This is a genomic window from Pseudarthrobacter sp. NPDC058119, assembly GCF_042884655.1.
In the GTDB taxonomy this organism is placed as follows: Bacteria; Actinomycetota; Actinomycetes; order Actinomycetales; family Micrococcaceae; genus Arthrobacter.
Map to the genome: position 1 here is coordinate 436,779 of NZ_JBHVTN010000002.1, position 13,484 is coordinate 450,262.

At 67.8% G+C, this 13,484-nt stretch carries 12 protein-coding genes; 9 read left to right on the top strand and 3 right to left on the bottom strand.

Annotated elements, in window-relative coordinates:
* Positions 1 to 17: 17 nt before the first annotated feature.
* The gene (locus tag ACFVTD_RS06925) at positions 18 to 398 is read left to right on the top strand and encodes a RidA family protein (RefSeq protein WP_387560045.1); all 381 of its coding nucleotides are present in this window, start codon (positions 18 to 20) and stop codon (positions 396 to 398) included.
* 9 nt (positions 399 to 407) lie between these two features.
* Here the strand turns inward: ACFVTD_RS06925 and ACFVTD_RS06930 are convergent, their stop codons facing one another.
* Complete coding sequence (locus ACFVTD_RS06930) at positions 408 to 1,070, bottom strand: response regulator (RefSeq protein WP_387560048.1); 663 nt, start codon at positions 1,068 to 1,070, stop codon at positions 408 to 410.
* On the bottom strand, positions 1,063 to 2,829 hold the full coding sequence (locus tag ACFVTD_RS06935) for an ATP-binding protein (RefSeq protein ID WP_387560051.1): 1,767 nt from the start codon (positions 2,827 to 2,829) through the stop codon (positions 1,063 to 1,065). Before ACFVTD_RS06935 ends, ACFVTD_RS06930 begins: the two co-directional genes overlap by 8 nt.
* Before the next feature lie 188 nt (positions 2,830 to 3,017).
* On the opposite strand from ACFVTD_RS06935, the gene ACFVTD_RS06940 reads away from it, so the two are divergent.
* From ACFVTD_RS06940 to ACFVTD_RS06960, 5 genes are all read left to right on the top strand, one after another.
* A complete protein-coding gene (locus ACFVTD_RS06940) occupies positions 3,018 to 4,520 on the top strand; it encodes a CitMHS family transporter (RefSeq protein ID WP_387560054.1) in 1,503 nt (500 codons plus the stop codon).
* 148 nt (positions 4,521 to 4,668) lie between these two features.
* Complete coding sequence (gatC, locus tag ACFVTD_RS06945) at positions 4,669 to 4,965, top strand: Asp-tRNA(Asn)/Glu-tRNA(Gln) amidotransferase subunit GatC (RefSeq protein WP_018763018.1); 297 nt, start codon at positions 4,669 to 4,671, stop codon at positions 4,963 to 4,965.
* Positions 4,966 to 4,967: 2 nt separating this feature from the next.
* Complete coding sequence (gatA, locus tag ACFVTD_RS06950) at positions 4,968 to 6,533, top strand: Asp-tRNA(Asn)/Glu-tRNA(Gln) amidotransferase subunit GatA (RefSeq protein ID WP_387560057.1); 1,566 nt, start codon at positions 4,968 to 4,970, stop codon at positions 6,531 to 6,533.
* Positions 6,533 to 8,041 (top strand): Asp-tRNA(Asn)/Glu-tRNA(Gln) amidotransferase subunit GatB, encoded by a 1,509-nt coding sequence (gene gatB / locus ACFVTD_RS06955; RefSeq protein WP_387560060.1) that lies wholly within the window; start codon positions 6,533 to 6,535, stop codon positions 8,039 to 8,041. Before gatA ends, gatB begins: the two co-directional genes overlap by 1 nt.
* Positions 8,042 to 8,244: 203 nt before the next feature.
* Complete coding sequence (locus tag ACFVTD_RS06960) at positions 8,245 to 8,946, top strand: hypothetical protein (protein WP_387560063.1); 702 nt, start codon at positions 8,245 to 8,247, stop codon at positions 8,944 to 8,946.
* 62 nt (positions 8,947 to 9,008) lie between these two features.
* Here ACFVTD_RS06960 and ACFVTD_RS06965 read toward each other — a convergent pair whose 3' ends face one another.
* Positions 9,009 to 9,920, bottom strand: a complete 912-nt coding sequence (locus ACFVTD_RS06965) for a LysR family transcriptional regulator (RefSeq protein ID WP_387560066.1) — start codon at positions 9,918 to 9,920, stop codon at positions 9,009 to 9,011.
* Between the two features lie 126 nt (positions 9,921 to 10,046).
* Between ACFVTD_RS06965 and tdh the strand changes: the two genes are divergently transcribed.
* The 3 genes from tdh to ACFVTD_RS06980 are packed head-to-tail and all read left to right on the top strand — an operon-like array spanning position 10,047 to position 13,483.
* Positions 10,047 to 11,093, top strand: coding sequence for an L-threonine 3-dehydrogenase (gene tdh / locus ACFVTD_RS06970; RefSeq protein WP_387560069.1), 1,047 nt, complete (start codon positions 10,047 to 10,049; stop codon positions 11,091 to 11,093).
* Positions 11,094 to 11,101: 8 nt separating this feature from the next.
* Positions 11,102 to 12,298, top strand: coding sequence for a glycine C-acetyltransferase (locus tag ACFVTD_RS06975; protein ID WP_387560071.1), 1,197 nt, complete (start codon positions 11,102 to 11,104; stop codon positions 12,296 to 12,298).
* Positions 12,299 to 12,352: 54 nt separating this feature from the next.
* A complete protein-coding gene (locus tag ACFVTD_RS06980) occupies positions 12,353 to 13,483 on the top strand; it encodes an NAD(P)/FAD-dependent oxidoreductase (RefSeq protein WP_387560074.1) in 1,131 nt (376 codons plus the stop codon).
* The last annotated feature ends 1 nt before the right edge of the window (position 13,484 follow it).

Here is a 13,484-nt window from a genome sequence, read left to right on the forward strand (position 1 = left end):
CTTTGAAAGGCCCACCCATGCGCAAAACCTTCGGCAGCGGATCCGTCTGGGAACAGACCCTCGGTTATTCCCGCGCCGTCCAGGTGGACAACACCCTCTACATCTCTGCCACCGCGGCCAGCGGCGACGACGGAGTGGTGGGGGATGACTTCTACACCCAGACCCAGTACATCCTGCAGAAACTCGGCAAAGTTCTGGCCGACGCTGGCTTCGCCTACGAGGATGTGGTGCAGTCCAAGCTGTACCTGACGGACATCAGCAAATGGGAAGAGGCCGGCCGGGCCCACGGCGAAGTGTTCGGCGGGATCCGCCCCACCCTCTCCCTGGTCCACGTGCTCCCGTTCCTGGACCCGAAGATGCTCGTCGAGATCGAACTGGTCGCGCAGAAGAGCGAGTAACTTCCCGGCCTACCGTGCCGGCAGGCCGTAGCGGTGTTCGGGCCTGCCGGTGGTGCCGTAGCGGAGCTGGATCTCCACCGCCGCGTCGTCCGCCAGCGAGGACAGGTACCGCTGGGCGGTGGCGCGGGAAACGCCCACCCGGGCGGCCACCTCGGCGGCAGAATACTGCTCGCCGGGGGCCAGCGATTCCAGCACCGCTGCCTCCGTTGCGGAGCGTGGTTTCGACGACGGCGTGACGTCCCCGGGAATCAGCGCACGTTTGGCGCGCTCCACGCCCTCCTGGTCCAGCGCCCCGGGCTGGCCCAGGAGGCGCCGGTACCTGGCATAGGAGCGCAGCTGCTGCGAGAGTGACTCCGCCGTGAAGGGCTTGAGCAGGTACCCCAGCGCACCGCGGCGGAACGCCACACGGACCGACGCGGGATCGGAGGCGGCGCTGAGGATGATCGTGTCTACATCCAGCTGCTGCAGCAGGTCCAGCCCGGAGGCGTCCGGAAGGTACACGTCCAGCAGCACCAGGTCCGGCCGCAGGCTGTGGATGGACTGCAACGCCAGCGACGCCGTACCGACGGGCGCCAGCGCCAGGAACCCCGCCACCGAATCCACGTAGGCGGCGTGCAGTTTGGCCACGTGGAAGTCGTCGTCCACGATCAGGACCCGAAAATCGTCAGCCATTCTTTTCCTTTCCGGCTTCCCCCTTGGTCTTCGCGGCGGGGCTGCCCGCCGTCGTGTGCGGAAGGATGGCCATGAACACCGCGCCCGGCCCGCCCTTTGCCCCGCGTTCCAAAACCTTCACGTCGCCGCCCCGCCGCCGCGCCAGCTGGCGCGCCAGCGCCAGCCCAAAGCCCTGCCCGCCGCCGGCACGATGATTTCTGGACACGGTGCTGGAGGCCGTTGTGAAACCTTCGGCAAACACGCTTTCCGTGTCGGTGCCCTCCGCCAGCCCGTCACCTGAGTCCGCCACGACGACGTGCAGCGTGCCGCCGTCGTCCCCCGGCTCATCCAGCACCTCCAGCTCAACCCAGCGGTCCGTCGAGGACCCTGCCACGGCGGCGTTGACCGCGTTGTCGATCAGGTTGCCCAGCACAGTGGTCACATCCTGGGCCTCGGTCACCTGCCCCCGGACCAGGGTCTCCGGCCCGATGCGCAGTGCGACGCCGCGTTCATCGGCCTCCACGCCCTTGGCACCAACGAACGCCTGCAGGTACGGGTCCTGGAGCAGCTCGGCCTGGTCCACCGGGAACTTCAGCGGACCGGTGGCGGCAAGCCCCGCAAGGTAGTCGCGCGCTTCCTGGTGCTGTCCGATGCCCAGGAAGCCAGCAAGGGTGTGCAGCTGGTTGGCGAACTCGTGCCGCTGGGCGCGCAGCGCGGTGGACATAGTGCCGACGGCGTCGAGTTGCCGCGTCAGCTCCTGCAGTTCCGTGCGGTCGCGCAGCATGACCACCCAGCCCAGGTCCTCCCGGCGGTGCAGGGCCTTGCGCGCATTCACCACCAGCACCCGGCCGCCGGCAACCAGCTCGAGGGCGTCCTGGTTCGATCCGCCGCCACCCACCACCGGCCCGACAACTCCGCTTCCAGGGCGGGTTAGGGACTTCAGCTGTTCCGGGACCGGCGCGTCCTCCCAGCGCGACCCCGCCAGGTCCGGCAAACCAAGCAGCCGCTGAGCTGCGGCGTTGAAGACACTGACCCGGCCGTCGGCGCTGACGCCGATCACGCCGTCGTCCACGCCCTGCAGCACCGCCACCTGGTCGTGCACCAGGGTGCTGATCTCTTCCGGCTCCAGGCCCAGCGTGAGGCGCTGCAGTCGGCGGCGCAGCAGGAAGGAGCCCAGCACCCCGGCCAGCAGGGCGCCGACGGCCGTCAGGGCCACCGGCCCGATATCGCGGGCCACGCTTTGTGCCACCGTTTCCATGGAGTAGCCCACGCTCACCTCTCCCACCACGGTGCTGGTGCCGGGCGCGTACACCGGAACCTTCGCGCCCGCGGACGGGCCAAGGGTTCCGGTGTTCCGGGTGGTGATCTCCTGCCCGGACAAGGCTTCGGATGGATCGGTGCTGACCTTTTCGCCCAGCCGCTGCGGATCCGGATGGGCCAGCCTGATGCCCGTCTCGTCGGTGATCACCACGAACAGGGCGCCGGTCCTGGTCCTTGCTGCCTCCGCCGACGCCTGCAGCGGTCCGGCCAGGAGCTCGGCCGGCGGGGGAGTGCCGGGCTGGCCGCTGATGGCCAGCACATCGGCGCGGACCTCCGGATCGGAGGCGACCGTCCTGGCCAGCGTCAGCGCCTGGTTCTCCGCATCGCTGCCCACCCGGTCGTAGGTCAGCCAGGCGTGGACGGCGGTGCTCAGCGCCACCACCAGCAGCACCACGGCCAGTTGGAGCAGCAGCGTCTGGGTGGAAAACCGCAGCGGCGGCCGGGGCGCGGGTCGCTGCATTCATCCTCCTTGACGGGCGTGGGTTAGTGGTTTTCAGTACGAAAGCGCTGTGAGCACAATGAGCAAAATGCTCCCAATAAGCAGTATGCCAATCAATTGGGCCAAAGACACTGCCGTGACGGCCTCCACCCTACAGTCTGTAGCACGCATCACAACGCTGTGGTGCTGTTCACAAGAAGGAGCCGGCTGTGCTGGTAATACTTGGATTCGCCATGATCGCGGTTTTCATGGTGCTGATCATGACGAAGAAGTTGACGCCAGTGCTGGCGTTGATCATCGTCCCTACTGTTTTTGGCCTGTTCGCAGGTGCCGGCCTGGGCATCGGCGACATGGTGATGGACTCCATGAAGTCCATAACCTCCACCGCCGCCCTGCTGATGTTCGCCATCATCTACTTCGGCCTGATGATCGACGTCGGGCTCTTTGACCCGCTGGTGAAGTTCATCCTCCGCAAACTGGGCAACGACCCCGCCAAGGTTGTCCTGGGCACCGCCATCCTGGCCGCCGCCGTGTCCCTGGACGGCGACGGGTCCACCACGTTCATCCTCACCACCGCAGCCATGCTGCCGGTCTACCTGCGCCTCAAGATGAGCCCCGTGGTCCTCACCTGCGTGGCCGGCCTGGCCAACGGCACCATGAACATCCTGCCCTGGGGCGGCCCCACGGCACGCGCCGCCACCGCCCTGAAGATCGACGTCAACGACGTCTTCGTCCCCATGATCCCGTCCCTCGTCGCCGGCCTGGTCGTCGTCTTCGCCTTCTCCTGGCTGCTCGGCCTGCAGGAACGCAACCGCCTCCGCGCCACCGCCCCCGAGATCTGGGGTGTGCCGGACACTGCAGAAGAGTTCGACGGCGGCACGCCGGCGGGTGCTTTGGGAACCAGTGCCTCCGGAACCGGCGCTCCTGGAACCGGCCGTGGACGCAAGAGCGGCAACCCCGGCGGAGCAGCCCCCGCCGTCGACGGCTCCCCGGCAGGATCCTCCGTTGCCGTGCTGGAGCGTACCGACACCGTGGTTGAGGACAGCGGCACCGGACTCGCCGACACCGCCCTCGATCCCAACCGCAGCACCCTGCGCCCCAAGCTGTTCTGGTTCAACCTGGCCCTGACCGTCGCCGTCATGGTGGTGCTCGTCGCCAACGTCATCCCGCTGCCGTTCGTGTTCATGGTGGGCGCCGCGATCGCCCTGCTGGTCAACTTCCCCAAGGTCAAGGACCAGGGTGCCCAGCTCATCGCGCACGCACCGTCCATCGTCGCCGTGGTCAGCATGGTTATGGCCGCCGCCGTCCTTACCGGCGTCCTCAAGGGCACCGGCATGGTGGAAGCCATGTCCGCCTGGCTGGTCCAGATCATCCCCACCTCCATGGGCCCGTTCATGGCCGTCATCACCGGTGTGCTCAGCATTCCCATGACGTTCTTCATGAGCAATGACGCGTTCTACTTCGGCGTCCTGCCGGTCCTGAGCGAAACCGCAGCGCACTACGGTGTCGGCGCCGCCGACATGGCCCGCGCCTCCATCACCGGCCAGCCCTTCCACCTGCAGAGCCCCCTGGTTCCGGCCATCCTTCTGCTCGTCTCGCTGGCCAAGGTTGACCTGGGCGACCACCACAAAAAGGTCCTGTGGCGCACCGCCGTTATTTCCCTGGTAATGCTCGGCGTCGGGATGCTGACTGGAGCCATTGGAATCGGTTAGTCTGTAGCTGCCCGCGCTCCCTGTCCCCGAGGCAGGAACGGGCATCGAAGGTGCCCGTCTGACGCCCGCTGGGGGATGTCAGACGGGCATCTGCGTTTGGCGCACTAGACTGGATCGGAAAACAATTCGAACTTTGCAGGGGAGATCCATGGCTGCGATCAACCGTGACGACGTCGCGCACCTCGCGCGGCTCGCTCACATCGAGATGAGTGCCGAAGAGCTGGACAGGATGGCCGGCGAACTCGCCGTCATCGTGGATTCGGTCAAGTCCGTCAGCGAGGCCGCAGGGGACGACGTTCCGGCCACCTCGCACCCCATTCCGCTCACCAACGTGTTCCGCGACGACGTTGTGGGCCACACCTTCACGGCGGAACAGGCACTCTCCGGCGCCCCGGACTCCGATGACAACCGTTTCAAGGTTCCCGCCATCCTGGATGAGGCATAGACATGACTGACAAGAACACCAGCGCCGATAGCCTGATCCGGCTCTCCGCCGCGCAGCTCGCCGAGAAACTGCGCACCGGCGAAGTCACCGCCGTCGAAGCCACCCAGGCCCACTTGGACCGCATTGCCGCCGTCGACGGCCAGGTCAACGCCTTCCTGCACGTCAACCGGGAAGAAGCGCTCGCCGTCGCCGCCGAGGTGGACGCCATCCGCGCCGCCGGCGGTGCCGAAGCCGAGGCCCTGCACTACCTGGCCGGCGTTCCCATCGCCGTCAAGGACCTGATCGTCACCATCGGCCAGCCCACCACCGCCGGCTCGAAGATCCTCGAGGGCTGGCACAGCCCGTACGACGCCACCGTGGTGGAGCGCCTGCGCGCCGCGAAGATGCCCATCCTGGGCAAGACCAACCTGGACGAATTCGCCATGGGCTCCTCCACCGAGCACTCCGCGTACGGCCCCACCCGCAACCCCTGGGACCTGGACCGGATCCCCGGCGGCTCCGGCGGTGGGTCCGCTGCCGCCGTCGCCGCTTTCGAAGCGCCCCTTGCCTTGGGCACGGATACCGGCGGCTCCATCCGCCAGCCCGGCGCCGTCACCGGCACCGTGGGCGTGAAGCCCACCTACGGCAGCGTCTCCCGCTACGGCGCCATCGCCATGGCCTCCTCCCTGGACCAGATCGGGCCCGTGACCCGCACCGTCCTGGACTCGGCACTGCTGCACCAGGTCATCGGCGGCCACGATCCCCGCGATTCCACCTCGCTGCCCGAACCCCTCGCAGACCTCGTTGCCGCCGCGAAGACCGGCAACGTCGAAGGCCTGCGGATCGGCATCATCAAGGAACTCCACGGCGACGGCTACCAGGCCGGCGTCGAAAACCGGTTCAACGAGTCCCTGGAACTGCTCAAGGAAGCCGGCGCGGAAATCGTCGAGGTGTCCTGCCCCAACTTCCAGTACGCCCTGGGCGCCTACTACCTGATCATGCCGTCAGAGGCCTCCTCCAACCTGGCCAAGTTCGACGGCGTCCGCTACGGCCTGCGCGTCCTCCCCGAAGAGGGCCCCATGACCATCGAACGCGTCATGGGTGCCACCCGCGCCGCAGGCTTCGGCGACGAGGTCAAGCGTCGCATCATCCTGGGCACCTACGCCCTGTCCGCCGGCTACTACGACGCCTACTACGGCTCCGCGCAGAAGGTCCGCACCCTGGTGCAGCGGGACTTCGAGGCCGCCTTCGCCCAGGCTGACGTCCTCATCTCGCCCACCGCCCCCACCACGGCGTTCCCGCTCGGCGAAAAACTGGACGATCCGCTGGCGATGTACCTGAACGACGTCGCCACCATCCCCGCGAACCTTGCCGGCGTCCCCGGCCTGTCGCTGCCCGGCGGCCTGGCCGACGAGGACGGGCTGCCCGTTGGCATCCAGCTGCTGGCCCCGGCCCGCGAAGACGCCCGCCTGTACCGGGTGGGCGCGGTCCTGGAATCGCTGCTCGAAGCCAAGTGGGGCGGCCCGCTGCTGGCCCAGGCCCCCGACCTCGCCGCTGCCGGAACCCTCGAAACCCAGGAGGCAAAATAATGAGCACCGACACCATCCTGAGCTTCGAAGAGGCCATGGAGAAGTACGATCCCGTCCTGGGGTTCGAGGTCCACGTGGAGCTGAACACCAAGACCAAGATGTTCTCCTCCGCGCCCAACGTCTTCGGTGACGAGCCCAATACCAACGTCAACGAGGTGGACCTCGGCATGCCCGGCGTCCTGCCCGTGGTCAACAGGACGGCCATCGAGTCCTCCATCAAGATCGGCCTGGCGCTCAACTGCAAGATCGCCGAGTCCTGCCGCTTTGCCCGGAAGCAGTACTTCTACCCGGACACCCCCAAGAACTTCCAGACGTCCCAGTACGACGAGCCCATCGCCTACGACGGATACCTGGACGTTGAACTCGAGGACGGCACCGTGTTCCGCGTGGAGATCGAGCGCGCGCACATGGAGGAGGACGCCGGGAAGCTGACCCACATGGGCGGTGCCACCGGCCGTATCCAGGGCGCCGACTTCTCGCTCGTGGATTACAACCGCGCCGGCGTGCCGCTGGTGGAGATCGTCACCAAGCCGATCGAGGGCGCCGGGTCCCGTGCACCCGAACTGGCCAAGGCCTACGTGGCGGCCGTCCGCGAGATCGTGAAGAACCTGGGCGTGTCCGACGCGAAGATGGAACGCGGCAACGTACGCTGCGACGCCAACGTCTCGCTCCGCCCGCACGGCCGCGAACGGTTCGGCATCCGGTCCGAGACCAAGAACGTTAACTCGCTGCGCGCCGTCGAACACGCCGTCCGCTACGAGATCCAGCGCCATGCCGCCGTCCTGGACTCCGGCGAGCCGGTCATCCAGGAAACCCGCCACTGGCACGAGGACACCCGCACCACCACCTCCGGCCGCGCCAAGTCCGACGCCGACGACTACCGCTACTTCCCGGAACCGGACCTGGTGCCCGTGGTGGCCTCCCGCGAATGGGTGGAGGAACTGCGCGCCACCCTGCCCGAGCCGCCCGCCGAGCGCCGCAAGCGCCTCAAGGCCGACTGGGGCTACTCCGACCTGGAGTTCCGCGACGTGGTCAACGCCGGCGTGCTGGACGAGATCGAGGAAACCATCGCCGCCGGCGCCACGGCTTCGGTGGCCCGCAAGTGGTGGATGGGCGAGATCGTGGGCCGCGCCAAGGCCGCCGACGTGGACCCCGGCCAGCTGGGCGTTGAGGCTGCCACGGTGGTGGAGCTGAGCCGCATGGTGGAAGCCGGCAAAATCAACAACAAGATGGCTTCCCAGGTCCTCGACGGCGTCCTCGCCGGCGAGGGCACCCCCGAGGAGATCGTCGAAAAGCGCGGCCTCGCGGTCGTGTCCGACGACGGGCCCCTCCTGGAAGCCATCGATGCCGCACTCGCCGCGCAGCCCGACGTCGCGGACAAGATCCGCGGCGGCAAGGTGCAGGCCATCGGTGCGATCGTGGGCGGAGTCATGAAGGCCACCCGCGGGCAGGCCGACGCCGGCCGCGTCCGTGAGCTGATCCTCGAGAAGCTGGGCGTCACCGTCTAGCACTCCCGCCCGGCCGGGCCGCAGTCAGTGCCGTTTTGGACCCCCATCACCGCACCGGTTGCGGCCCGGTTGGCTTTAAGTACTCACCCGGCAGCCCGTGAAACTACCCGTGGCTGCACGTCCGTGGCGGACTTACACTGGAGCCCACAGGGCGCCGGTGCCCTGGCGTGCAGATGCGGCGCGGGCGTGCGGGAGGAACAACCATGGTGATCCGGGAACCTATGAGGATGCGCAAGGCGGTGCTGGCCGGCGCTGTCGCCGTGGCACTCACCGGGACGGGAGCCGCCCTGGCCTGGTCGGCAACGGGGACGCCGACACCCACGCCGTCGCCCTCGCAGTCGGCGCCTGGCGACTCAGGCAACGCTCCGGGGCTTAATAAGCCCGGCAAAGCCCAACGCGCACTGCCCCTGCACGGCGAGGGTGTGGTCAAGAACCCCGACGGTACGTTCCAGACCAAACTGGAGCAACGGGGCACTGTCGAGTCAGTCAGCGACTCAGCCATCACCGTCAAGAGCGAGGACGGCTTCTCCCAGACCTACGCCGTCAACGGCGACACCAAGATCACCAAGATTCCTCCGGCCGCCAATCCAGGTGCAACGCCCAGCCCGGGAGCAGTGCCCAGCCCTGGCGCAACGCCCGGCGGAGGAAAGCCCGACGACGGCAAGCGGCTTGAGCCGGCCGACGGAACCATCGCGGATATAGCCGCGGGCGACGCAGTGCGGATAGCCGGCGTCAAGGACGGGGACAAGGCTACGGCCAAGCGGATCGTGAAGGGCGCCGGCGACGGGCCGGCCCTTGGGTTGGGACGCGGTTTGGAACACGCACCGGGACTGAAACACGCACCCGGACTTGGGCATGGCAAAGGGGTGGGCCGGGGCAACAGCAACGATGACCAGGGCGCATAACTCCTGCAGATTCCAGGCGTGGCCGCCGTCCGCGGCGGAACCCCTTACCGCTGAGCGCTTGTTCAGCCGTGCTGCACCAGCCCTGCCATGATGTCCTCGAGGGCCTCGCAAACCATCACCACTGCCCGCCGCTTCAGGTTCTCCGGCCGGGCCAGCAGGTCGATCCTGCGCCGGGTGCTGATGCCCTCCAGCGGCCGCAGCACGATGTCCGGGTTCAGGACCGGGCCCGCCGTGTACCTGGGCAGCAGCCCCACCACGCCTCCTGCCGCCACCAGCGCCGCCACCGTGGAGTAGTCATTGATGCGGTGGATGATGTTCGGCTCCCGGCTGGAGACGGCAGCGACGGCAGACAGGACATCGGCGGGGGAGTAGCCGGGGTGGCTGGTCACCCAGGCCTCGCCGCCGACGTCGTCCGCCGTGACCGTCTCCTGCTGGGCCAATGGATGGCCTGCCGGCAGCGCCACGTCCAGCGGCTCATGCGCCAGGGGGATCACGGCGACCCGTTCCGCCGGCCAGCGCGGGCTGTGGTCCATCCGGTGTGCGAGCACTAGGTCGTACCGGGCGGTGAGGGCCGGGAAGTCCTGCTGGGCAACGTCCTCGTCAGACAGCTCAATGCGCGGGTGCTCTGGCTGGTCCAGCATGCGTGCCAGCGGCGCGAACAGGGCCTGCCCCGCGCTGTGGAACCCGCTGAGCGTCACCCTGCCCGCGGGGGAGCCGTGATAGGTGCCCAGCGCGCCGCGGGCCTCGGCCATGGCACTGACGACGGCGGCGCCCGCGTCAGCGAGAACCTGGCCGGCCTCCGTGAGCACCAGGTTCCGGCCCTCCTTGCGGGTCAGCGGAACCTCCACCGTGCGCTGCAGGTGCGCCAGTTGCTGCGACACGGCCGACGGGGTGACCATGAGCGTATCGGCCACGGCCTTCACACTTCCCAGGGCGCCCAGTTCCCGCAGGATTTCAAGCTGATGAACCTCCATACGTCCACTCTAATCATTAGCAATAGCTACATCGTCGATTGAGAAGATCCCTGTTGTGCTAAAGCATTGCCGGGGCTTCAATGGGGAGGTACCCAGCAGAGTGAACGCCAAGCAGTAAGGACGCCAATGAAGGCCCTGTATAAGGCCGGCCCGCACGCCGGCTTCGAGCTCGTCGACCGGCCCGAACCCGAAGCCGGCCCGGCTGACGTGAAGATCCGCGTCATGACCACCGGGATCTGCGGCACGGACCTGCACATCCAGTCCTGGGACGCCTGGGCGCAGGGCATGATCGAGGCACCCCTCATCGCCGGCCATGAGTTCTACGGCGAAGTGGTTGAAGTGGGAGAGGACGTCCGCGAGGTCAAGGTTGGCGACAAGGTCTCCGGCGAAGGCCACGTGGTGTGCGGCATCTGCCGGAACTGCAGGGCAGGGCGCCGCCAGATGTGCATCCACACGGTCAGCGTCGGGGTACAGCGCGATGGTGCCTTCGCAGAGTACGTCGTCATCCCCGAAACCAACGTCTGGGTCCACCACGATCCCTCCGTCACGCCCGAACTCGGTGCCATCTTCGACCCCTTCGGAAACGCGGTCCACACCGCCCTCAGCTTTCCGCTGGTAGGCGAGGACGTGCTCATCACCGGCGCCGGCCCCATAGGGCTCATGGCCATCGCCGTCGCCCGGCACGCCGGCGCACGCAAGATCGCCATCACCGACGTTTCCCGGCCGCGGCTGGACCTGGCACGGCAGCTCGGAGCCGACCTTGCCATCGATGTCTCCACCACCCGCGTGCGCGACGCCCAGCGCGAGTTGGGCATGCGCGAAGGCTTCGACGTCGGAATGGAAATGTCCGGCCACCCCTCCGCCCTGCCTGAGATGATCGACAACATGAACCACGGCGGCCGCATCGCCATGCTGGGGCTGCCCAGCCAGGAGATCACCATCGACTGGGGCAAGGTGGTCACCCACATGCTCACGCTCAAGGGCATCTACGGCCGCGAGATGTACGAAACCTGGTACGCCATGAGCGCCATGCTCTCCTCCAACCCCGTGCTGCACGCCGGAATCTCTGCCGTGGTGACGGACACGCTGCCCGCCACGGACTGGGAAAAAGGCTTCGACATTGCCCGCAGCGGCGTGGGCGGCAAAGTTGTCCTCGACTGGACCCGACTGTAAGGAACCCCATGTACACCTCCATCAAGGACCAGCTGCGCGAAGAGCTGGACGAGATCCGCACCGCGGGACTGTACAAGACTGAACGCAGCATCAGCTCGCCGCAGTCCAGCCACATCACGGCCGGGCAGATTGGCGGCCCGGGAGCCGACGTGCTGAACTTCTGCGCCAACAACTACCTGGGCCTGGCGGACCACCCGGACATCATCGGGACCGCCAAGGCCGCCATGGATGAGCGCGGCTTCGGCATGGCCAGCGTCCGGTTCATCTGCGGCACCCAGGACCTGCACCTGGAACTCGAAGCCAAGGTCTCCGCATTCCTTGGCACCGAGGACACCATCCTGTTCTCCAGCTGCTTCGATGCCAACGGGGGCGTGTTCGAGTCCCTGCTGGGACCGGATGACGCCGTGATTTCCGACGCGCTCAACCACGCCTCCATCATCGATGGGATCAGGCTCTGCAAAGCCCGCCGCTACCGCTACGCCAACCAGGACATGGCCGAACTCGAGGCCCGGCTGCAGGAAGCACAGGGCGCCCGCCGCACGCTGATCGTCACAGACGGCGTATTCTCCATGGACGGCTTCCTCGCTCCGCTGGAGGCCATCTGCGACCTCGCCGACAAGTACGGCGCCCTGGTCATGGTGGACGATTCCCACGCGGTGGGCTTCATGGGCGCCACCGGGGCCGGGACTCCCGAGCACGCCGGCGTCTCCGACCGGGTGGACATCTACACCGGCACCTTCGGCAAGGCCCTGGGGGGAGCATCCGGCGGTTACGTTTCCGGACGCGGCGAGATCGTGGCCATGCTGAGGCAAAAGGCCCGTCCCTACCTCTTTTCCAACTCCCTTGCGCCGGCCATCGTTGCCGCCACCCTCAAGGCGCTGGACTTGGTCCAGAACTCGGCCGACCTCCGCCGCCGCCTGTTCGAGAACGCCGAACTGTTCCGCCGCCGCATGACCGAGGAAGGATTCGACCTGCTCCCCGGCGAGCACGCCATTGTCCCGGTCATGTTCGGCGACGCCGTCATTGCGGCCAAGGTGGCGGACCGGATGCTGCAGCACGGCGTCTTCGTCACCGCCTTCAGCTTCCCCGTGGTCCCCCGCGGTGCCGCGCGGATCCGGGTGCAGCTTTCAGCTGCACATTCAGCGGACGACGTCGAAGCGTGCGTGCGTGCCTTCGTCGCCAGCCGTGCCGAGGCAGCAGCCTGACAGACCCTTATACGCAGGGGTCCCAGCACGCGGGATCTCTGTCAGGATGGACCCATGGCAGCACACTACGATGTCCTGATTGTGGGCGGCGGCATCGCCGGCCTGTCTCTCGCGTCCGCGCTCGCGGGCCGCTGCAGCGTCGCGCTGGTGGAGGCGGAGCAGGAGCTGGCGTACCACACGTCCTCCCGCTCCGCCCGCCAGCTGATTCCCAGCTACGGGCCTCCCGTGGTGCAGGAGCTCACCGTCCGGACCCTCGAACTGCTCGCAGCCCGCGACGCGGAAGCGCCGGAAGCAGTCCTGACGCCGCGCAGCTTCATGCTGGTGGGGTCTGCGGAGGATGTCGCCGCAGAGGCCAGCGGGCATATGCAGGCCATCACGGTGGACCATGCCCTCAAGCTGTGTCCGGCCCTGAGGCCGGGAACCTTTGAAGCTGCCGGACTGGATACCGGATCCTTTGGCTGCAACGCGCCCCTGCTGCTGGAGGACCACCGCAAGCGGGCGCTCGCGGCCGGAGCCGACATCATTACCGGTGCCCGGGTGCATTCGGCCCAACGGCTGGGTTCCGGGTGGCAGGTGGGAGCGGGTGCCGAGGGCTTTGAAGCCGCGGTATTGGTCAATGCGGCGGGTGCCTGGGCTGATGAACTGGCGGTGCTCAGCGGCGTCGAGAAGCTGGGACTCCAGCCGTACCGGCGCACTGCGGCGATTGCCGCCGTCGACCATCCCTTGCCGGCGGCCTCCCCCATGGTGGCAGCGGCGGACAACACGTTCTATTTCCGTCCCGACGGCCAGGACGTGCTGATTTCCCCTTCGGAGACGGTGCCCAGCGGGCCCGAGGACGCACGGCCGAATCCAGGTGATGTGGAGCGCCTGGTGGAAAAGCTCAATGCGTTCACCAGCCTGGGGATCAGCGGCATCCGACGGGCATGGACGGGCCTGCGCACGGAAGCCGCGGACGGGGTGCCCGTGGCCGGGTTCGACGCCGAGGCTGCCGGGTTCTATTGGCTCGCGGGCCAGGGCGGCTACGGATTCCAGACGTCGGCGGCCCTCGCCGAGTTCGCCGCGGGCCAGATCCTTGCCGGGCTGGGCACTTCCGGCGGCGCTGTCCCTGCCGATGGGGCCGCGGACGGTCCGGAATCCCGGACAGCGCAGGCCCTCGCGGCCACGCGCTGGTCCGTCAGACGCTGAA

Excerpts from the sequence above, each read along its gene's own strand:
- ACFVTD_RS06925 (WP_387560045.1), top strand. The coding sequence starts at position 18 with ATGCGCAAAACCTTCGGCAGCGGATCCGTCTGGGAACAGACCCTCGGT.
- ACFVTD_RS06930 (WP_387560048.1), bottom strand. The coding sequence starts at position 1,070 with ATGGCTGACGATTTTCGGGTCCTGATCGTGGACGACGACTTCCACGTG.
- ACFVTD_RS06935 (WP_387560051.1), bottom strand. The coding sequence starts at position 2,829 with ATGCAGCGACCCGCGCCCCGGCCGCCGCTGCGGTTTTCCACCCAGACG.
- gatC (WP_018763018.1), top strand. The coding sequence starts at position 4,669 with ATGGCTGCGATCAACCGTGACGACGTCGCGCACCTCGCGCGGCTCGCT.
- gatA (WP_387560057.1), top strand. The coding sequence starts at position 4,968 with ATGACTGACAAGAACACCAGCGCCGATAGCCTGATCCGGCTCTCCGCC.
- gatB (WP_387560060.1), top strand. The coding sequence starts at position 6,533 with ATGAGCACCGACACCATCCTGAGCTTCGAAGAGGCCATGGAGAAGTAC.
- ACFVTD_RS06960 (WP_387560063.1), top strand. The coding sequence starts at position 8,245 with ATGGTGATCCGGGAACCTATGAGGATGCGCAAGGCGGTGCTGGCCGGC.
- ACFVTD_RS06965 (WP_387560066.1), bottom strand. The coding sequence starts at position 9,920 with ATGGAGGTTCATCAGCTTGAAATCCTGCGGGAACTGGGCGCCCTGGGA.
- tdh (WP_387560069.1), top strand. The coding sequence starts at position 10,047 with ATGAAGGCCCTGTATAAGGCCGGCCCGCACGCCGGCTTCGAGCTCGTC.
- ACFVTD_RS06975 (WP_387560071.1), top strand. The coding sequence starts at position 11,102 with ATGTACACCTCCATCAAGGACCAGCTGCGCGAAGAGCTGGACGAGATC.
- ACFVTD_RS06980 (WP_387560074.1), top strand. The coding sequence starts at position 12,353 with ATGGCAGCACACTACGATGTCCTGATTGTGGGCGGCGGCATCGCCGGC.